A 19,051-nucleotide genomic window follows, 5' to 3' on the forward strand; every position below is an offset into this window, starting at 1 on the left:
GTTGTTCTACACACTCGCGACAGCAGCGTACTCGTTACTGAACAGGCGATCAACAGCCCTCCGGCAGGCTGAAGCGGCGCCGGCCACCGGCCTGCAGGCCATCGACCCAGGCCTCGCAGATCAGCACGCCCTGCTCGGGGGTGAAGGTACCGGGGTTGAGCCCCGACTCCAGCCACAGGCCGTCGAGCAAGGCACTCAGGCTGATGGCCGCGAGGTCGGCATCGAAGCCCTGCCAGCCCTCCTCCCCAGCCAGCGTGGCCAGCAGCCCGCTCAGTTCATTGCGGTATTCGCCATAGGAATGGTCATGCACCTGGTTGATCGCATCGGCGGTCTTCACCGCGCCCCAGAACGCCAGCCAGGCGTCGAGCAATTGCGGGTCGAGCAGCTCGGCGCAGAACGAGGCGCGGAAAAACGCCGACAACCGCTCGCGGGCATTGGGCGCGGCCTGGGCCATGGCCTCGCGCAGCAGGCCCATCACCCGGCCGGTGACCGCCATGTAGGCTTCGGCCACCAGTTCATCCTTGCCGGCGTAGTGATGGCTGATCAACCCGACCGAAACCCCGGCCTCGGCCGAAATCTTGCGGATCGACGCGCCCTGGAAGCCATGGCGCTTGAGGCATACCAGGGTCGCCTCGACCAGGTTGGCTTTGCGCAATTCCGGCAGCATGCGGTGGTAGCGGGCTTCCTGGTTCATCGACGGCTCTCGGGCTAGGGGCTGGACTGAACGACTGTACAACAAGCCGGACTGCGTGATAAACCCTTGGCACCGATGCCCACAACAACAAAAGCGGCTGCCATGAACGACCTGATCACACGTGACCTGGACCAGGGCCTGCTGACCCTGGCCTTCAACCGCCCCGACAAGCTCAACGCCTTGAACACTGCCATGTACCAACAGCTGGGCGACCTGCTGCTGGCGGCAGGTGAAGACCCTGATGTCGAAGCCATCATCATCACCGGTGGGCCGCACTGCTTTACTGCCGGCAATGACTTGCGCGACTTCCTCGACAACCCGCCCGCCGACCTGGACAGCCCGGTGTTTCGCCTGATGCGGGTGGTGATGGGCCTGGAGAAGCCGCTGATTGCCGCGGTCAGTGGCGCGGCGATAGGTATTGGTGCCACCTTGCTGTTGCATTGCGACCAGGTGCTGGTCAGCCGTACGACCAAGCTGCGCATACCTTTCGCGCCATTGGGCGTGTGCCCGGAGTTTGGCTCCAGCCTGCTGCTGCCACGCCTGCTAGGCCATGCCCGAGCGGCTCGTCTGCTGCTGGCAAACGAGTTGCTCGACGGCGAGCAGGTGGTGGCCTGGGGGCTGGCCAATGAACTGCATGAAGACGGGGAACAGTGCCTGGCGGCTGCCCGGCGCCTGGCGCGGCAGCTGCAAGGCTACCCGCAGGCGGCGCTGCGCATCAGCAAGCGGCTGCTCAAGGACAGCCAACGGGCCGAACTGGAGGCGACAGTGGCGCGGGAAAGCCGGTTGTTCATCGAGTGCCTGCGCACTGAAGAAGCGCGGGCGGTGCTGCGGGGATTGATCAAGGACTGACTGGGTTGGCGCTGTCTCTTGTGGGAGCGCGTCATGGATGGGCTATGAGGTGCTAATAGCCGGTCATCTCCAGATACCCACGCCCACCCGCACTCCCGCTCAAGCGCACCGGCCCCTCCCAATACGGGAACCGCGTCTCCATCCAGGCCTGCGGCTCCACCGCGTCGACCTGCACATCCACCCCATGCCCCGGTACCTGCACCCGCCATCGCGTCGGCACTTGCTTGCCGTTCTTCTGCCGGGCCCAGGCCAGCGCCTGCAACTGGATCTGCGCCCCCTGCAGCGCCACCACCTCACCCTGCGGGCCAACCCAGGTCCCGGCGCGATAGGCCTCCCCTTGCACCTCGCGCACCTGGAACAGCATCAGCCTGGCACCACTGCCCAGGTGCAGCGAAAACCAGTCCCACCCCGTCTGCCCGGCAGCCAGCGGCTGGCTGCTCCATTCCCGGTCCAGCCAGGCCTGGCCGGTGACAGCGATGCACTGGCCGTCACGCTGCACTTCCCCGCTCACCCGATAAAACGGTTGACTGTAATAGTACGAAGCCTGCCCCTTGCCGGACTTCTCGCTGTAACCCTGATCCCCGTGCAGCACCAAGGGCCGATCACTGTGCAGTTGCAGGTCATAGCGAAAGCCTTCACCACCGGCAACCATTTGCAGATCCTCGATGCCACTGCTGCCCTGCAACGACCAGTCATTGATCCACGCCCGGAACGGCCGGGCCTGCACGCCCGCCTGGCCGATCCCCCCACGCGCCAGGGTTTCGGCAGACTGATGAGCACCCGGCCCGGTCAGCGCCGCGTGCCCCATCCACAGGTTCGGGCTGTTCCAGCCGGCAGTCTCGGGGCCGGGGCGCAGGGCCGAGCGAAACAGCGTCCACTGCGCGCCCCAGTCCCGCCCTTGGGCGTCCTGGAGGTTGGCGGTGACATACCACCACTCGATGCGAAAGCCATCATGGGCACCGTGGTCACGCGGAAATTCCAGGCGATGGCCGCGGCTTACCTGGCTGAATTCGCCCGCCTGCTGCCCGAGCCCGGCATAGCTTTGCTCGGCCGGCTGATCACAGCCGCCCAGCAACCCACACAGCAACAGCCAGGCGTTACGTTTCATCGGCAAACGGCCTCAACAGTTCACGCGGCTGGCGACGCGCCAGCTGCCACAGTGGCCAGGCGCTGGCCAACAGGCTGGTAAGCATGCCCAGCACGGCCAGGTGCAGCAGTTGCGCAGGGAACACGTAGAGCGGCAAACGCCAGCCGAATGCCTGCACGTTCACCACCGCGACCAGGCACCAGGCCAGCAGGATACCCAGCGGGATCGCCAGCAGCACGGTAAGGCTGCTCAGCAGCAGTGTCTGCCCGAGGCTTAGCCACACCAGATGCGTGCGCCGCACGCCCAGTGCCCACAGCGGTGCCAACTGGCCCAGGCGGGTCTGGCCCAGGGTCAGCAGGTTGATGAACAGTGCTACACCAGCCACGCCAAGGGTAAGGCTGTTGAGCGCGGCGGTGGCGGCGAAGGTGCGGTTGAACACGTCGGTCGACCAGCGCTTGAGACGTGCCTGCTCGACCACGCGGCTATCATCCAGGGCAAAGCGCTGTTGCAAGGCGGCCTTGAGCGCCGACACCTGCTCGACCGCCAGATCGACACTCAACCCGGTCAGGGTTGCCTGTGGCCAGTGCCCGCGCAGCCAGTCGGCATTGACCAGCATGTGCCCTTTGGGGTTGCCGTAATCGGCGTAGATCCCCACAACCCTCAGGGCTGGCGAAGTGTCTGCGGGCAGCCTCAGGTGATCGCCCAGTTGCAGCTTCAGTCGCCTGGCCAGCTGTTCACTGAGCATCACCGCCTGCCCACTGGCCAGTTGCTGCCAGGCCTGCTCTTGCTGCGCCAGCAATGGCCAGCGTGTGCGATAGACGGGATCATCGACGATGCCCTGGACCTGCACCGGCCAGCCCTGCAGCTGCGTTTCCACACGCCAGCCGGGCAACACCACACCAACTGGAGGCTGCTGCCCGAGCCACTCGGCTATCTGCAAGCCCTGGGCGGTGTCCCTTGGGCTGACATATAGGTCGGCGGACAGGCGCAGGTCAAGCCAGCCGACAAAGGTCTTGCGAAAGCCCTCGGTCATGCTGCCCACGCCAACACTGGCGGCCAGCGCCAGCAACAGTGCCATCAACGCCAGGCTCAGGGCCGGCAGTTGCTGGCGGCTGTCGGCGACGAACCATTGCGACAAAGGCCGCCGGCAACGGCGCGCCAACCAGGCCAGCACCCGGTCGAGCAAGGCCGGCAGCAGCAGCGCCGCCGCCAACAGCAAGCCTGCCAGCAGGCCGAACGCGCTGGGCAAGCTGTCGCCCAGCACACCACAGCCCAGTGCCAGCAACAGCAACAGGCCGGCCACCAGGGCCTGACGCCGCAACCACGGCCCCTGCGCCAACCGCCACGCCTGAGGTTGCGCCAGCGCCAGCAACGGTAACCGAGCCGCACGCATTACGCTGCCCAAGCCCGCCAGCAGTGCCCCCAGTACGCTCACCAGCACGCCCATCAGCCACCACCCTGCGGGCAGGCTCAGCGTCCCGGCGACTTGAGCGCCATACAGGCCACGCAAGCTGGCGGCCACATCGGGCAACAACCACGCGGCCAGCCCGTAACCACTGGCCACGCCGGCCAGACCGCCCAGCACCGCGAACAGCCCCAGTTCCAGCACCAAGGCGCACAGCAGAGTTTGCAGGCCGATGCCACAGGCGCGCAGGTTGCGGATCAGGCCGCGCCGCTGTTCCAGTGCCAAACCGATTGCGGCATGGGCAATGAACAGGCCGACGACGAACGCCAGCAGGCCGAGGGCGCTCAGGTTGAGGTGGAAACTGTCGGTCAGCCGCTGCAAACCGCCATCATCCTGCTGGGGTTGCAGCTCAAGGTAAGGCGCGATATCCGCCGGTAACGGCCCCGGCGTGGCGGCCACCAGCAAGCGCGACAACTGCCCGGGTGCGTGCAGCAACGCCTGGGCATGGCCGATATCGACCACGATCACCCCCGGCGCCAGCGCTGGTTGCAGAACCAACGGCGGCAGCAGTTGCCCTTCACTGCCACGGACTGACGCCCCGGGGCCGGCATTCAGCTGACGCAAGGTGTCTGGCCCAACCCAGGCTTGCCCGGGCATGCCGATGAAGGCTTGCAGATCGAACGTTCGAGGCTGCACACCCGCGATGCTGCTGGCCGGCGGCAGGCTCAACGGCTCGATGCCGACCAACCGCACGCTGCGCCCCGGCTCCCCGGGCAAGCGCAAGCGCCCTTCCAGTACCGGCGTTACCGCCCAGCCCAGCCTGCGCAACTGCACATACAGCGCCTGGTCGAAGCGCTCGCCACGGCGTGGCACCAGTTGCGCCTGCAGCGGCCCGGCCAGCACCGCGCTGGCCCGGGCATAGTCGCTGCGTGCCTGGCTGTTCAGCGCCTGCACGCCAGTCCACAGCGCCGTGGCCAGCCACAGGCCGGTGAAGATGCTGACAAACTGCACGCGATGGCGCCGCCAGTGGCTGAGCAGTGCCAACAAGGCCAGCGATAGAAGTCTCATCAGCCCTGCTCAGGCCGCACACGGCCGGCCTGCAGGTAACAACGCTGCTGCAAGCGCGCCGCCAGCCGCGGGCTGTGGGTCACCATCAGCACCCCACTGCCCGCCTCGGCGACCAGTTGCAACAGCAGGCTCAGCACTTCATCGCTGCTGGCTTCGTCGAGGCTGCCGGTGGGTTCGTCGGCCAGCAACCAGGCCGGGCGCCCGGCCAGGGCGCGGCCGATGGCGACCCGCTGATGCTGGCCGCCAGACAGTTGCTCCGGGTAACGCGCCAGCAAATCCGCCAAACCCAGGCGCTGCGCCAGGTAGGCCAGCCAAAGGGGATCATGCCGACCGGCCAGCCGGGCCTGGAACGCAAGGTTTGCCCCCACGTCCAGGCTGCTGATCAGGTTGTACTGCTGGAACACCAGGCCAATGCCCTCCCGCCGCCACAGCGCCAGCGACGCCTCGGAACGGCTGTCGAGCGGTGCGTCGTCGATCAGGATGCGGCCACTGTCGGCACGGTCCAGGCCGGCCACCAGGTGCAGCAAGGTGCTCTTGCCGCTGCCCGACTCCCCCATCAGCGCCAGGCTGCTGCCGCGGGCCAGGCGCAGGTCGACGCCCTGCAAAACCGGGATTGGGCCTTGGGGCGTAGGGAATGATTTGTAGAGGTTTTCGATGACCAGCATCGAGAGGCCTTGGTGGGTGAGGTCTGTTTAGTAATAGCAGGTCAAGCGCTGCTGGAGCATGAAAGTACCTATACTCACCACAAATGGATCCACTAATAATCCGATAACCGCACAAAACCCTTAAATAACGGGCTCTTTATATTGACCATGCGTACTCCAACGGCTCTAATGGATCCATTAAATAAAAACAAAACCCCGGAGAGCCTACCCATGTACCCCAAGAACACTTGGTACGTTGCCTGCACCCCCGACGAAATCGCCACCAAGCCCCTGGGCCGACAGATCTGCGGGGAGAAGATCGTGTTCTACCGTGGCCGCGAGAACCGCGTAGCGGCCGTCGAGGACTTCTGTCCGCACCGCGGCGCGCCGTTGTCGCTGGGCTATGTCGAGGACGGCAATCTGGTATGTGGCTACCACGGCCTGGTCATGGGTTGCGACGGCAAGACCGTGTCGATGCCGGGCCAGCGGGTACGGGGCTTCCCCTGCAACAAGACCTTTGCTGCAGTCGAGCGCTATGGCTTCATCTGGGTCTGGCCGGGCGATCAGGCGCAAGCCGACCCGGCGCTGATCCCGCACCTGGAGTGGGCGGTGAGTGATGAGTGGGCCTATGGAGGTGGGCTTTTCCACATCGGCTGCGACTACCGCCTGATGATCGACAACCTGATGGACCTGACCCACGAAACCTACGTGCACGCCTCCAGCATCGGCCAGAAAGAAATCGACGAGGCGCCACCGGTCACCACCGTCACCGGCGACGAAGTAGTCACCGCCCGACACATGGAAAACATCATGGCCCCGCCCTTCTGGCGCATGGCCCTGCGCGGCAACGGCCTGGCCGACGATGTGCCAGTGGACCGCTGGCAGATTTGCCGTTTCACCCCGCCCAGCCATGTGCTGATCGAAGTCGGCGTGGCGCATGCTGGCAAAGGTGGCTACCACGCCGAGGCGCAGCACAAGGCGTCGAGCATCGTGGTCGACTTCATCACCCCGGAAAGCGATACCTCGATCTGGTACTTCTGGGGCATGGCGCGCAATTTCGCGACACACGACCAGACCCTGACAGACAACATTCGCGAGGGCCAGGGCAAGATTTTCAGCGAAGACCTGGAGATGCTCGAACGCCAGCAACAGAACCTGCTGGCCAACCCCGAGCGCAACCTTCTGAAGCTGAACATTGATGCCGGCGGCGTGCAGTCGCGCAAGGTGCTGGAGCGGCTCATCGCCAAAGAACGTGCACCCCAGCCGCAACTGATCGCTACCAGCGCCACCCCTGCCTGAGGAACTGCCAACATGATCGATGCCGTAGTGGTATCCCGTAACGATGAAGCGCAGGGTATCTGCAGTTTCGAGCTGGCGGCGGCAGATGGCAGCCTGCTGCCGGCGTTCAGCGCTGGCGCGCACATCGATGTGCACCTGCCCGATGGGCTGGTGCGCCAGTATTCGCTGTGCAATCACCCCGAAGAGCGCCACCGCTACCTGATCGGCGTGCTCAATGACCCGGCCTCGCGGGGCGGGTCACGCAGCCTGCACGAGCAGGTGCAGGCCGGTGCCCGGCTGCGTATCAGCGCGCCGCGCAACCTGTTCCCGCTGGCCGAGGATGCACGGCGCAGTTTGCTGTTTGCCGGAGGCATCGGCATTACCCCGATCCTGTGCATGGCCGAGCAGTTGTCCCACAATGGCCATGATTTCGAACTGCACTACTGCGCCCGCTCCAGCGAGCGTGCGGCGTTTGTCGAGCGTATTCGCAATGCGCCGTTTGCCGATAGGCTGGTCATGCATTTTGACGAGCAGCCGGAAACCGCTTTGGACATTGCTCGAGTGCTGGGTAACCCACAGGGCGATATGCACCTGTATGTGTGCGGGCCAGGTGGCTTCATGCAGCATGTGCTCGAGAATGCCAAGGAGCTGGGCTGGCAGGAAGCCAACCTGCACCGCGAGTACTTTGCAGCTGCGCCAGTGGATGCCAGTAACGACGGTAGTTTCTCGGTGCAGGTCAACAGTACCGGTCAAGTGTTCGAGGTGCCGGCCGACCAGACCGTGGTGCAGGTGCTTGAACAGAACGGCATCGAGATCGCGATGTCGTGCGAGCAAGGTATTTGCGGTACCTGCCTGACCCGTGTGCTACAGGGTACGCCCGACCATCGCGACATGTTCCTCACCGAGGAGGAGCAAGCCCTGAACGATCAGTTCACGCCTTGTTGCTCGCGGTCGAAAACGCCGTTGCTGGTGCTGGATATCTGAGCCGGCTCACGAAGTCGGCAGGATGACCTTCATGCCTGGGTCTGGAGCAGTGCCGCCGAAGGTCTCGGCGTAACGAAGGGTGGCATTGGCATGCTCGCGCATGATCGCTTCGGCGCGGGCACCCTGGCGGTTGATCAAGGCATCGAACACCGCATGGTGCTGCATGTGGGCGAAGTTGAAGCGCCGGTATTCGCGGGCCAGGTTATGGCGGTCCACAGCCAGCGCGGTGACCGAAGCGAACGGCAGGTGATCGTTACGCGCCAGTGCTACGGCAATGGCCGGGTTGTGGCTGGCCTCGGTGATCACCTGGTGAAAGCGCATGTTGAGATCGTGGTAGGCCTGCAGGTCTGCTTCGGTCACGAAGCCCTTGTCGAACAGCTGGTCGCCATCAACCAGGCATTGTTGCAAGGCCGCGCAAGCTTGCGCGGACAAGCCACGTTCGGCGGCCTGGCGCGCAGCCAATCCTTCCAGCACGCCTCGCACCTCGACAGCTCCGGCGATCTCATCGGCGCTGACAGAACGCACCTGGAACCCTCGGCCACCAAAGCGTACCAGCAAGCCTTCCTGCTCGAGGGTACGGAACGCAATGCGCACCGGCATGCGTGAGACACCGAACAATTCTGCGGTGGGGACTTCCATCAAGCGCTCGCCGGCCGCCAGCTCGCCCGAGGCGATCATCTTGCGCAACGCGACAAGCACCATTTGACCGGGTTTGCTCATCCAGGCAACTTCCAGAGACATGAGCGGGTATCTTAGCGCAAGCCGAGAGGTTGTTGCTGACCTGTTCGGGCTGACGGGTTGCATGACAGCGCCCCCGCCTCAAGCCATGCGCTTTAGATACAGGAGCGGGTTTGGCCGCAAAGTGGACGACGCGGAGCATGCGACCGGTTTTGTCCCCCACCGCAACCTCAAGGATACGACGCGCTTACAACGTCAGCGGATAGGTGATGATCAACCGTGTCTGATCAAAGTCACCATTGAAGCTACGCCGGTTGGTCGCGTTGTTAAGCCGGATGTTGAGGTCCTTCAATGTCCCGCTCTGGAAGGTGTAGTTGACCTCGGTATCGCGCTCCCACTCCTTGCCATTGCTGCCTGCCGCCGTGGTCGCGTTCTCGCCGTGCCCGTAACGCACCATGGCCAGCAGGCCTGGCACGCCCAACGCGACAAAGTTGTAGTCGTAACGCACTTGCCATGAGCGCTCGTCAGCATTGCTGAAGTTGCCGTTGAACATGTCGTTGCCCAAGGTCCGTCCGCTACTGCCGTACACCGACATCCACTGGCTATCACCACTCACCTTCTGCAGCCCTAGGTACAACGTGTGGCCACTGCGCGCGGCAGACAGCAAGGCGTAGCCTGTACGGCTCTGGATACCGCCGATGCGCGCCTGGCCATCGTCCCGGTCGATGAAGTAACCGAGGTTGGCACCCAGCGTCCAATACCCTACTCGCTGACTATGCAGCAGGTTGAAGTAGCTCTGCTGGTAGATGTCCTCCAGTTGCGAATGCCAGACGCCGATCAGCGTACGCTGCTGGTTGAAACGGTACTCGGCACCGGCGTAGTTGAAACCGTCCGCAGTCACCCCTGGCGCAGCCCAGGCAGAAAGATCCTGCATGTCCGACGAGTTGCGCAGGCTAACCTCACGGTACTGGCCAGCCTGCAAGCTCAGACCTTCGATTTCGCGTGAGTCGAACATTGCGCCGCGGAAGGTCTGCGGCAACAGACGGCCATCGTCGTAGCGCAGCAATGGAATGTCCGGCAGCAGTTCACCTACCTTCAACTCGGTGGCCGAAATGCGCAGCTTCGCCGCCAACCCGGCGCGCCCATAGTCGTCAGCCGCGCGCCCCTCATCATGCACCGGCAGCAGTTCGGAGCCGCTTGTACCGCGGCCACTGTCCAGCTTTGCGCCGAACATGCCGATGCCGTCCAGGCCCAAACCGATCAATCCTGGGGTGTAGCCTGAACTGAACTTGAAGATGAACCCTTGGGCCCATTCTTCAACCTTGCTCTTGGCCGCCCCTGGGTCGCGAAAATCACGGTTGAAATAGTAGTTGCGCAGTGTCAACCCGGCCTTGGCATCCTCGAAGAAGCCCCCTTCCCCGGCCCAGGCCGGCAACCCCAGGCCTAGCGCCAGCGAAACCGCCAGGGCCGAACGGTTCAGTGTACAAGTCGTGTGCATCATTATTATTGTTCTCCGCTTTTCGTAGGCGCAGCCGACCACCCCGTGCCGGCATGGGCACAGGGAGACAAGCTGCATTCAGGTGCCCGACCTGGCCGGGCAGTACTCAGTGGCTCAGTGCATCGCCAGCCAAGCCTGGCGTCGGCCTTGTTCCGCTCCGCAGCAACAGCAGGCAACCTGCGGCCAGCACGAACACGCTGGCGAATACCCCGTACAGGTGCAACGGTTGCCAGCCGCCATCGAGCAGCACACCAGCCACGGTCGGCGACAGGATCGCGCCCATGCGACCGATGCCTATGCCCCAGCCCACACCAGTGGCGCGCACCGAAGCGCCATAGACCACGGGCGACAAGGCATACAACCCGGCCACGCAGCCGTTGGAGAACAGCCCGATCAACAACCCCAATACCAACGCCGCGCTGACCGAGGCGCCATTGGCCACGAACAGCACCAGCAGCGCTGCGGTGATGAGCATGAACAGCGCCAGCACGCGGGTCAGTGGCCAGCGCGAGGCCAGGCCGCCGATCAGCGCCGCACCAAGGATGCCCCCAACGCTCAGCAGTACCCCGCCAGTAATGCCCTGCTCGGCCGAAAGCCCAGCGGCCACCAGCAGCTTCGGCGTCCAACTCATGACGAAGTAGAAGCCGAACATGACCAGGAAGAACAACAACCAGATCACCAGCGTGATGCGGCGCATGACCGGTGTCAGCAGCTGCTTGAAACCGCTGGCTGCGCCCTGCTCCCTTGCCGCCATTGCTGGCAGTTGCACCAGTGTCGGCTGGCCGAGGCGCGCCGCCAGGCGGTTGACCCGCGCCAGGGCATTGGCTGGCCGGCGTGCCAGCAGGAAGTCCAATGACTCCGGCAACCACAACAGCACCAGCGGAATCACCAGGACGGTGACGATGCCGCCGAACAGGAACACCGAGCGCCAGCCCCAGTGCCCCAGTAGCCATACTGCCAGCAAACCGCCCAAGGTCGCGCCCAGCGCATAGCCGGTGGACTGCAGGCTGACCGCCAGGCCACGCCAGCGCTTGCTGGCGTACTCGCTGGCAATCACGTTGCTACTGGCCAGGATGCCGCCGATCCCCAAACCGGTCAGTCCACGCAATGTTGCCAGTTGCAGCGGGCTTTGGCTCAGCGACGAGAGCAACATGCCAATACCGGACAGCGCCAGGCACAACAGGATCAGCGGGCGACGACCAAGGCGATCGGCCCATGGCGCGATGAACAGCGACCCCGCCGCCATGCCGAACAAACCGGCGCTGAGCAGCAACCCCACCTGCGCCCCGTTCAGGCTCCACTCAGCAGACACCGAGGCAGCAGTGAAGGCCATGACCAATACGTCGAAGCCGTCGATCATGTTGAGAATGATGCAGATACCAATGGCCAGGCACTGGAAGCGCCCCATCGGGTCGGCGTCCAGGCGTTGCTTGAGGTTGGAATTCATGGGCTCACCTGCCGGTTCACAGGTGAGAGAAGAGATGCGCACGTGCAGGCAAAGCGCAAGGAACCCTCGCGGTTCCACACCCTTGAAAAGCCATTCATGACTGGGCCCTTTTTGTAATTGTTGTCGCATACGGCCGGAGGTTCCCGGCCGTTGTCAGGCGCTAATCAACCAGATAATGGATCCATAAACAATCATCGTGAACTCAAGAACGTAGGGTTTCGTTTAGCAATACGCCACTACATGCTTGAGATAAGCAAAATAAATCTAGATTTTTCAATGTGTTATTAGCTTAAATAAATCAAGAATTACTGTTCGTTTATCGAACAAACAAATTTTATGGATCCATAAAGGCAAAAAAACCTCCATTAAACCTTCACGGAGGGTCAGCCATGAACAAATCTTCATATAGCCCGCCAGCGCCCTGATCACGGGGCTCACAGCCGATGCCACGCTATCGCCAGATGGCACTCGCCTTGAGGCGGCATAGCGGGTTGCGTAGCATCACCCGCCCATTCGCGCGCCCGCACGGCCAAGGCGACCCCGTAGAAAAGAGCCCCTGATGCCGCAACCCATCCCCCTCAAGGACCACGAAAAGGAAAAGCACCTGGTCAACCGCCGGCTTCTGGCCTGCGCCGCCCTGGTCTTCAGCCTGGTCGCCGTCCTGGTGGGCCGGCTCTATGTGCTGCAGGTGCTGCAACACGACCAGCAGACCGCCGTATCGGAAAACAACCGCGTGCACGTGCTGCCCATCGCCCCCGAGCGCGGGCTGATCTACGACCGCAATGGCGTGGTGCTGGCCGACAACAAGCCCAGCTTCGACCTGACCATGACCCGCGAGCGGGCCGGCGGCGACACGGCCAAGGTGCTCGATACCCTGGCGCAGGTGCTGAGCCTGAGCGACGACGACCGCAAGCAGTTCGACAAGGACCTGCGCCGTGGCCGCAAGCCGTTCGAGCCGGTGACCCTGATGGTCGGCCTGAGCGAAGAGCAGATCGCCCTGGTGGCGGTGAACCAGTTCCGCCTGCCCGGCCTGGAGGTGGAACCGCAGTTCATCCGCGAGTACCCGCTGGCAGAGCATTTCGCCCATTCGGTGGGCTATGTGGGGCGCATCAACGAGAAAGAAGCCAAGGCCCTCGACAGCACCGAATACCGGGGCACCCAGTCGATCGGCAAGACCGGCATCGAGCACTTCTACGAAAGCCAGTTGCACGGTCACGTGGGCTACGAGGAGGTCGAGACCAACGCCCAGGGCCGGGTGATGCGTGTGCTCAACCACAAGGCCCCGACCCCGGGCCAGGACATCGTCCTGACCCTGGACGCGCACCTGCAACTGGCCGCGGAAAAGGCCCTGGGCGACCGCCGTGGCTCGGTGGTGGTACTCGACCCGGCCAATGGCGACGTGCTGGCGATGGTCAGCAACCCCAGCTTCGACCCCAACCTGTTCGTCAAGGGCATCAGCTTCAAACAGTACGCCGCCCTGCGCGACTCCATCGACCGCCCGCTGTTCAACCGCGTGCTGCGCGGCCTGTATGCCCCCGGTTCGACGGTGAAGCCGGAGGTGGCCATCGCCGGCCTCGACAGCGGCGTGATCACCCCGGGCAGCCGGGTGTTCGACCCGGGCTACTACGAGCTGCCCAACTACGACCACAAGTACCGCAACTGGAACCGCAGCGGCGATGGCTGGGTGGATATGTACACCGCCATCATGCGTTCCAACGACACCTACTTCTACGACCTGGCACACAAGCTGGGCATCGACCGCCTGCACGACTACATGGCCGAGTTCGGCCTGGGCCAGAAGGTGTCGCTGGACATGTTCGAGGAGGCGCCCGGGCTGATGCCGTCAGCTGAGTGGAAGCGCGCCACCCGGCGCCAGGCCTGGTTCCCGGGCGAGACGCTGATCCTGGGCATCGGCCAGGGCTACATGCAGGTCACCCCGCTGCAGCTGGCCCAGGCCACCAGCCTGCTGGCGAGCAAGGGCGTGTGGCACCGCCCGCACCTGGCCATGACCGTGGGCGGCGATGCGCCGGTCGACCCCCACCCGATGCCCGATATCGTGCTGCACGACAGGCACGCCTGGGACCAGGTCAACCAGGGCATGCAGATGGTCATGCACGACCCGCGCGGCATCGCCCGCGCGGCCGCGGCCGGTGCGCAGTACCGGATTGCCGGCAAGAGCGGCACCGCGCAGGTGGTGGCGATCAAGCAGGGCGAACGCTACAACCGCGACAAGACCCTGGAGCGGCACCGCGACAACGCCCTGTTCGTCGGCTTTGCCCCGGCTGATCACCCAAGTGTGGTGGTGGCGGTGATGATCGAGAACGGCGAGGCCGGTGGACGGGTGGCGGGGCCGGTGGTGCGGGAGGTGATGGATGCCTATCTGCTGGATGAGCAGGGGCATCTGAAGCCGGAGTATGCGGGCGGGGTAGCGCCTCGCAGCGTGCCGCATACTTGAGAATTTTGGGGCCGCTTCGCAGCCCTTTCGCGACGCAAGGCCGCTCCCACAAGTTCAGTGTTGCGTCACAGGCAGCGCGGCGCTCGATCTCACTGGCGCAGAAAGAATCAAGGCATGCTCTATGCACCACCTCACCCCCCCCCAGCCATGCACTGGGCAGCTATGTGCAGCACCCGTGGGCCTTGTGTCGCGATGGGGCGCGAAACGGTCCCAGCATATTAAAATAAAAATTGGGAATAAGAATATAAAATCTTATTCCTTTTTCATCATTCCGTAATCCTCTATAAATCCCCCAACTGCACAGCCGCCAACACCCGGCCAACTGTCTGCAGCGCAACACCCGATCAACAGGAAACGCCCGCAAGGCAACAGCGCCGCAGGCATCAGAAACGCGCTAACTGTTTGATGTAAAACAATATTAAATTTCGGCACGACGATTGCTCAAGCAAAGTCCCCCGCTCAACCCGAACCGGAGACCTGCCCATGAGCACCCCACTGAACGTCGTCGCCCTGTCCGGCGGTACTTCCCGCCCTTCGCGCACCCTGGCCCTGACCGAGGCAATCCTCGCCGAACTGGCCCAGCACCTGCACATCAAGCCGCACCTGATCGAGCTGGGCGAGATCGCCCGCCCGCTGGGCAGCGCCCTGTGGCGCAGCGAACTGCCCGAGGCCGTCGAACAGCAACTGCGCCTGGTGGAAAAAGCCGACCTGCTGGTGGTGACAACGCCGGTGTACCGCGGCAGCTTCACTGGCCACTTCAAGCACCTGTTCGACCTGATCGGCCAGGACGCACTGGTCGACACACCGGTGCTGCTCGCCGCCACCGGCGGCAGCGAACGCCACGCGCTGGTGCTCGACCACCAGCTGCGCCCACTGTTCAGCTTCCTGCAAGCCCTGACCCTGCCCATCGGTGTGTTCGCCAGCCAGGCAGAAATGGCCGACTACCGGGTATCCAGCGCAGCCCTCGCCGCCCGTATCCGCCTGGCCGCCGAGCGCGCCGTGCCGCTGTTCGGCGCCCATCACGCGCTGCGCAAGAGCGCCTGAGGAGCGGCCATGAATGCACCTGTGAATACGCCCCCGCGCCCTGCCCTGGCCATCGCCCGCGAACTGGCCGGGCAGTTTGCCCAGACCGCCGTCGAGCGCGATGAGCGCGGCGGCACGCCAAAAGCCGAGCGCGACGCCCTGCGTGACAGCGGCCTGCTGTCGCTGGTGATCCCGCAGGCCTTCGGCGGCCAGGGCGCCAGCTGGCACGACACCTTCGCGGTGGTGCGCGAATTCGCCCGGGTCGACAGCTCCATCGCCCACGTATTCGGCTTCCATCACCTGATGCTGGCCACCGTGCGCCTGTTCTCACGCCCGGACCAATGGCAACCGTGGTTCGAGCAGACCGCCCGCAAGCAGTGGTTCTGGGGCAATGCCCTGAACCCGCTGGACACCCGCACCGTGGTCAAGCACTTCGATGGCTGGTGCGAGTTCTCCGGCAAGAAAAGCTTCTGCTCCGGCGCCAGCGACTCGGAAATGCTCATCGCCTCGGCGGTGGACGAACGTGCTGGCGGCAAGCTGCTGATCGCCGCCATCCCCAGTGGCCGTACCGGCATCAGCCTGCACAACGACTGGAACAACATCGGCCAGCGCCAGACCGACAGCGGCAGCGCCACCTTCGAGCGGGTACGGGTGGAGCACAACGAACTGCTGCTCGACCCAGGCCCCTTGAGCACGCCGTTCGCTGCCCTGCGCCCGCTGATTGCCCAGTTGCACTTCGCCAACCTGTTCCTCGGCATTGCCGAGGGGGCGTTCGAGGAGGCCCGCCAGTACACCCTCAAGGAAAGCCGGCCGTGGTTCCGCTCCAGCGCCGCCAGCAGCGCCGAAGACCCCTACGTGCTGCGCCATTACGGCGAGTTCTGGGTCGGCCTGGAAAGCGTGCGCCTGCTGATCGAGCGGGCCGCGCGCCAGCTCGATGCCGCCTGGGCCAAGGAACACGCCCTCACGGCGCAAGAGCGCGGCGACCTGGCCCTGGCCATCGGCACCGCCAAGGTCGCCGCCAGCCGCCATGGTCTGGACATCTGCAACCGGCTGTTCGAGGTCACCGGCGCCCGCGCCACCCATGCCTCACTGCGCTTCGACCGCCACTGGCGCAACCTGCGTACACAAACCCTGCACGACCCGGTGGACTACCGCATCCACGAACTCGGCGAGTGGGCCCTCAACGACAAGCGCCCTGCCCCATCCTTCTATTCCTGAGGATTGCCCATGCAACTGCTGACCCTCCCCCCGTCCCCGACACTGGCCACCTCGATCCGGGCGACCGCACAGGTCTTCGAAGACCCCAGGTCGCAGGCGCTGCTCGCCCACCTGCAACAGGTCGCCCCCAGCGAAGCCAGCGTGCTGATCATCGGCGAAACCGGCACGGGCAAGGAGCTGGTCGCACGCCACATCCACAACCTCAGCGGTCGGCGCAACGGCCCGTTCGTCGCGGTCAACTGCGGGGCGTTCTCCGAGTCGCTGGTCGAGGCGGAGCTGTTCGGCCATGAAAAAGGCGCCTTCACCGGTGCCCTGGCGGCCAAGGCTGGCTGGTTCGAGGAGGCCAACGGCGGCACGTTGTTCCTCGACGAAATCGGCGACCTGCCGTTGCCGATCCAGGTCAAGCTGCTGCGTGTGTTGCAGGAGCGCGAAGTGGTGCGGCTGGGGTCGCGCAAGAGCATCCCGATCAATGTGCGGGTGCTGGCGGCGACCAACGTGCAGCTGGAAAAGGCGATTAACGCCGGGCATTTTCGCGAAGACCTGTACTACCGGCTGAACGTGGTGACCTTGCAGTTGCACCCCTTGCGCGACCGCCCGGGTGACATCCTGCCGCTGGCCCGGCACTTCATCCGCAGCTACAGCGACCGGCTGGGCTACGGGCCGGTGGAGCTGAGCGCCAAGGCCCAGGCCAAGCTGGTGGAATACAGCTGGCCGGGCAACATCCGCGAGCTGGAGAACGTGATCCACCACAGCTTGCTGACCTGCGGCGACGGTACGGTGCAGGCGCAGGACCTGCGCCTGTCCAACCTGCGTATCGAACGGCAGGAGGAAGAGCCGGCGGGCAATGGTGTGGAGGATTTGCTGCAGCGGGCGTTCAGCCGCTTGTACGAGGAGCAGTCTGGCGACCTGTACGAGAAGGTGGAAAATGCCCTGCTGCGGTCGGCGTATCGGTTCTGCCATTACAACCAGGTGCATACCGCACAGTTGCTGGGGTTGTCGCGCAACATCACCCGTACCCGGCTGATTGCGATCGGCGAGTTGGTGGTGAACAAGCGGCGCGGGCAGGAACAGCAGGTGCTGGATAACCGGGTGGTGCGGTTGTCGATCTGATTGCTTGTAAACCTGTGCCGGCCCTTTCGCGGGTAAACCCGCTCCCACAGGGACCGTGCCGAGCTCAAGCTTGGCGCGGTCCCTGTGGGAGCGGGTTTACCCGCGAAGGGGCCGACACAGACACCCAAGTTGCTAGTTCTGATCGCCTCCGCGATCATCCCCAACATCATGGTCAGCCCCATCATCAGCACCATGCCCTACACCGTGGGGCTCGCCCACGTCGTGATTCGCTTCGTGATTCGCCTCATGGTTGGCTTCGTGATCAGCTTCGTGGTTGGCGCCATCATCAGCACCATTGCGCCCGCGGCCATCATGGCCTGGGCCGCCATGGCCACCGCCATCGCCGCTGTGCCCGCTGCCACTACCGCCGTGGCCACCACCCGAGCCACCGCCGCCGCTTCCACCACCTCCGCCATGACCACCGCCACCACCGCTACCACCTCCTCCGCCGCCATGGCCACCCCCACCGCCGCTTCCACCACCACCGCCACCATGGCCACCACCACCACCACCGCTACCATCCTTCGCATACGCGCTGGAGGTACCGCCAATGGAGTCAGGCACCAACACAGCCGAAGCCGACAGCACAGCACCGATAGCCAAAGCCAGCAAGCATTTCCTGAGCATGATGAGCCTCCGCTTGGAGTAGCACAGGGTTGCATGACGCACCCTGTGATTTCCGGCCCCCCCATGGGGCGACCTGCAAACCAGCGCGACCTTCCATCTGCAGCGGTTGAACGAGATCCTTCAGGGCCTGCTGGCCAAATATTTCAGAATGTTTCTTGATTTTTTTGAGCGTAGCCACCCCGCTGCGCTTGTCACCGACCGATCATCAGAATGGTTGGCTCGCCAAAGGCTACTGCACCATGGCCCAGCGAGCCGGATTGGTCAGGAGGCCGCGCGTGGCATCAGCTCATACGGGTGCTTCCACCCTGGCAACCCCTGGATCCGCGCCTTCCATGCCTCAATGTGGGTGAACTGCGCCAACGCAATGCCAGTGTCCTCCGGCATGAACACATACCCCGCCAGCGACAGGTCAGCGATAGTCAGCCGGCCACCGACCATGAACGGCGTCTTCGCCAAGTGCGCGTCGACAATACGGTAGGCCGCCGTGGCACGTTCACGCAGGAACCGGGTCACGTCCGTTTCGCCGGTTTTCTTCAGGCAGAAAAGAAAGCGCAGCGCTGCGTAGTAGCTGGTGAACTTGTGGTTGTCGAACAGCATCCAGCGCCAGATCTCGCGCTTTTCGTCTTCGTCGCGGGGGCCGAACTGCCCGGTTTTTTCTGCGAGGTAGTCAAGGATCAGGGCAGACTGGGTGATGGACTTGCCGGCGTGTTCCAGCACCGGCACCTCGCCCTGCTCGTTCACCTCTTCGCGCCAGGCTTGTTCGCGGGTTTGGCCATTGAAGAAGTCGACGAACACCGGCTGCCAGTCCTGGCCGGTGAGTTCAAGCATGAGCGCGGCCTTGTAGGCGTTTCCGGATTCGGCGAAACAGTGCAGCTTGTAGTCGGGCATGGGCGAGAACCTTCAGTGTCCTTTGAATGATTGGGCCATCAGCCCGAGCAAATCACGCCTGACTCGACATGGTCAATGCCTGTTTCCCGGGACGAACA

At 64.2% G+C, this 19,051-nt stretch carries 16 protein-coding genes; 7 read left to right on the forward strand and 9 right to left on the reverse strand.

The annotated features are described in order from the left end of the window. Positions 1 to 49: 49 nt before the first annotated feature. On the reverse strand, positions 50 to 694 hold the full coding sequence (locus tag M2S36_RS00595) for a TetR family transcriptional regulator C-terminal domain-containing protein (RefSeq protein WP_015270774.1): 645 nt from the start codon (positions 692 to 694) through the stop codon (positions 50 to 52). Positions 695 to 796: 102 nt separating this feature from the next. Here M2S36_RS00595 and M2S36_RS00600 point away from each other — a divergent pair, with 102 nt between their 5' ends. Continuing rightward, positions 797 to 1,543: an enoyl-CoA hydratase gene (locus M2S36_RS00600; RefSeq protein WP_207830607.1), complete on the forward strand. Its 747-nt coding sequence runs from the start codon at positions 797 to 799 to the stop codon at positions 1,541 to 1,543. Positions 1,544 to 1,595: 52 nt separating this feature from the next. On the opposite strand, the gene M2S36_RS00605 is transcribed toward M2S36_RS00600, so the two are convergent. The 3 genes from M2S36_RS00605 to M2S36_RS00615 are packed head-to-tail and all read right to left on the reverse strand — an operon-like array spanning position 1,596 to position 5,768. Further along, complete coding sequence (locus M2S36_RS00605) at positions 1,596 to 2,651, reverse strand: lipocalin-like domain-containing protein (RefSeq protein WP_207830609.1); 1,056 nt, start codon at positions 2,649 to 2,651, stop codon at positions 1,596 to 1,598. Next, a complete protein-coding gene (locus M2S36_RS00610) occupies positions 2,641 to 5,103 on the reverse strand; it encodes an ABC transporter permease (protein ID WP_333956493.1) in 2,463 nt (820 codons plus the stop codon). Before M2S36_RS00610 ends, M2S36_RS00605 begins: the two co-directional genes overlap by 11 nt. Next, the gene (locus M2S36_RS00615) at positions 5,103 to 5,768 is read right to left on the reverse strand and encodes an ABC transporter ATP-binding protein (RefSeq protein WP_333956495.1); all 666 of its coding nucleotides are present in this window, start codon (positions 5,766 to 5,768) and stop codon (positions 5,103 to 5,105) included. Before M2S36_RS00615 ends, M2S36_RS00610 begins: the two co-directional genes overlap by 1 nt. A 210-nt stretch (positions 5,769 to 5,978) precedes the next feature. On the opposite strand from M2S36_RS00615, the gene M2S36_RS00620 reads away from it, so the two are divergent. Both M2S36_RS00620 and M2S36_RS00625 read left to right on the forward strand, forming a co-directional pair. After that, a complete protein-coding gene (locus M2S36_RS00620) occupies positions 5,979 to 7,046 on the forward strand; it encodes an aromatic ring-hydroxylating oxygenase subunit alpha (protein WP_207830615.1) in 1,068 nt (355 codons plus the stop codon). A 12-nt stretch (positions 7,047 to 7,058) separates the two neighbouring features. Continuing rightward, entirely contained in the window at positions 7,059 to 8,009 is a 951-nt protein-coding gene (locus M2S36_RS00625) for a PDR/VanB family oxidoreductase (protein ID WP_333956496.1), read from the forward strand. Positions 8,010 to 8,015: 6 nt separating this feature from the next. On the opposite strand, the gene M2S36_RS00630 is transcribed toward M2S36_RS00625, so the two are convergent. The 3 genes from M2S36_RS00630 to M2S36_RS00640 form a co-directional block, all read right to left on the reverse strand. After that, positions 8,016 to 8,729, reverse strand: coding sequence for a GntR family transcriptional regulator (locus M2S36_RS00630; RefSeq protein ID WP_333956497.1), 714 nt, complete (start codon positions 8,727 to 8,729; stop codon positions 8,016 to 8,018). Between the two features lie 205 nt (positions 8,730 to 8,934). Continuing rightward, positions 8,935 to 10,188 (reverse strand): OprD family porin, encoded by a 1,254-nt coding sequence (locus M2S36_RS00635; protein WP_207830623.1) that lies wholly within the window; start codon positions 10,186 to 10,188, stop codon positions 8,935 to 8,937. Between the two features lie 103 nt (positions 10,189 to 10,291). Continuing rightward, positions 10,292 to 11,632 (reverse strand): MFS transporter, encoded by a 1,341-nt coding sequence (locus M2S36_RS00640; RefSeq protein WP_333956498.1) that lies wholly within the window; start codon positions 11,630 to 11,632, stop codon positions 10,292 to 10,294. Between the two features lie 559 nt (positions 11,633 to 12,191). Between M2S36_RS00640 and mrdA the strand changes: the two genes are divergently transcribed. The 4 genes from mrdA to sfnR all read left to right on the forward strand — a co-directional run bounded on the left by mrdA (position 12,192) and on the right by sfnR (position 17,438). Continuing rightward, complete coding sequence (mrdA, locus tag M2S36_RS00645) at positions 12,192 to 14,087, forward strand: penicillin-binding protein 2 (RefSeq protein ID WP_207830628.1); 1,896 nt, start codon at positions 12,192 to 12,194, stop codon at positions 14,085 to 14,087. A gap of 483 nt (positions 14,088 to 14,570) precedes the next feature. Then, on the forward strand, positions 14,571 to 15,131 hold the full coding sequence (msuE, locus tag M2S36_RS00650) for an FMN reductase (protein ID WP_207830630.1): 561 nt from the start codon (positions 14,571 to 14,573) through the stop codon (positions 15,129 to 15,131). 9 nt (positions 15,132 to 15,140) lie between these two features. Beyond that, a complete protein-coding gene (locus tag M2S36_RS00655; RefSeq protein WP_063914933.1) occupies positions 15,141 to 16,328 on the forward strand; it encodes an acyl-CoA dehydrogenase family protein in 1,188 nt (395 codons plus the stop codon). Between the two features lie 9 nt (positions 16,329 to 16,337). Then, complete coding sequence (gene sfnR / locus M2S36_RS00660; RefSeq protein ID WP_085593485.1) at positions 16,338 to 17,438, forward strand: sigma54-dependent transcriptional activator SfnR; 1,101 nt, start codon at positions 16,338 to 16,340, stop codon at positions 17,436 to 17,438. Between the two features lie 197 nt (positions 17,439 to 17,635). On the opposite strand, the gene M2S36_RS00665 is transcribed toward sfnR, so the two are convergent. Next, positions 17,636 to 17,950 (reverse strand): hypothetical protein, encoded by a 315-nt coding sequence (locus M2S36_RS00665; protein WP_333956502.1) that lies wholly within the window; start codon positions 17,948 to 17,950, stop codon positions 17,636 to 17,638. A gap of 376 nt (positions 17,951 to 18,326) precedes the next feature. Further along, positions 18,327 to 18,953, reverse strand: a complete 627-nt coding sequence (locus M2S36_RS00670) for a glutathione S-transferase family protein (RefSeq protein WP_207837700.1) — start codon at positions 18,951 to 18,953, stop codon at positions 18,327 to 18,329. Positions 18,954 to 19,051 lie beyond the last annotated feature (98 nt).

Origin of the sequence: Pseudomonas sp. SF2 (genome assembly GCF_036858055.1) — a bacterium.
GTDB lineage: Bacteria > Pseudomonadota > Gammaproteobacteria > Pseudomonadales > Pseudomonadaceae > Aquipseudomonas.

Bases quoted from the DNA above. Each gene is read 5' to 3' on its own strand.
- M2S36_RS00655 (WP_063914933.1), top strand. From the start codon at position 15,141: ATGAATGCACCTGTGAATACGCCCCCGCGCCCTGCCCTGGCCATCGCC.
- M2S36_RS00635 (WP_207830623.1), bottom strand. From the start codon at position 10,188: ATGATGCACACGACTTGTACACTGAACCGTTCGGCCCTGGCGGTTTCG.
- M2S36_RS00595 (WP_015270774.1), bottom strand. From the start codon at position 694: ATGAACCAGGAAGCCCGCTACCACCGCATGCTGCCGGAATTGCGCAAA.
- mrdA (WP_207830628.1), top strand. From the start codon at position 12,192: ATGCCGCAACCCATCCCCCTCAAGGACCACGAAAAGGAAAAGCACCTG.
- M2S36_RS00630 (WP_333956497.1), bottom strand. From the start codon at position 8,729: ATGAGCAAACCCGGTCAAATGGTGCTTGTCGCGTTGCGCAAGATGATC.
- M2S36_RS00620 (WP_207830615.1), top strand. From the start codon at position 5,979: ATGTACCCCAAGAACACTTGGTACGTTGCCTGCACCCCCGACGAAATC.
- M2S36_RS00610 (WP_333956493.1), bottom strand. From the start codon at position 5,103: ATGAGACTTCTATCGCTGGCCTTGTTGGCACTGCTCAGCCACTGGCGG.
- sfnR (WP_085593485.1), top strand. From the start codon at position 16,338: ATGCAACTGCTGACCCTCCCCCCGTCCCCGACACTGGCCACCTCGATC.
- M2S36_RS00670 (WP_207837700.1), bottom strand. From the start codon at position 18,953: ATGCCCGACTACAAGCTGCACTGTTTCGCCGAATCCGGAAACGCCTAC.
- M2S36_RS00625 (WP_333956496.1), top strand. From the start codon at position 7,059: ATGATCGATGCCGTAGTGGTATCCCGTAACGATGAAGCGCAGGGTATC.
- M2S36_RS00640 (WP_333956498.1), bottom strand. From the start codon at position 11,632: ATGAATTCCAACCTCAAGCAACGCCTGGACGCCGACCCGATGGGGCGC.
- M2S36_RS00615 (WP_333956495.1), bottom strand. From the start codon at position 5,768: ATGCTGGTCATCGAAAACCTCTACAAATCATTCCCTACGCCCCAAGGC.
- msuE (WP_207830630.1), top strand. From the start codon at position 14,571: ATGAGCACCCCACTGAACGTCGTCGCCCTGTCCGGCGGTACTTCCCGC.
- M2S36_RS00600 (WP_207830607.1), top strand. From the start codon at position 797: ATGAACGACCTGATCACACGTGACCTGGACCAGGGCCTGCTGACCCTG.
- M2S36_RS00605 (WP_207830609.1), bottom strand. From the start codon at position 2,651: ATGAAACGTAACGCCTGGCTGTTGCTGTGTGGGTTGCTGGGCGGCTGT.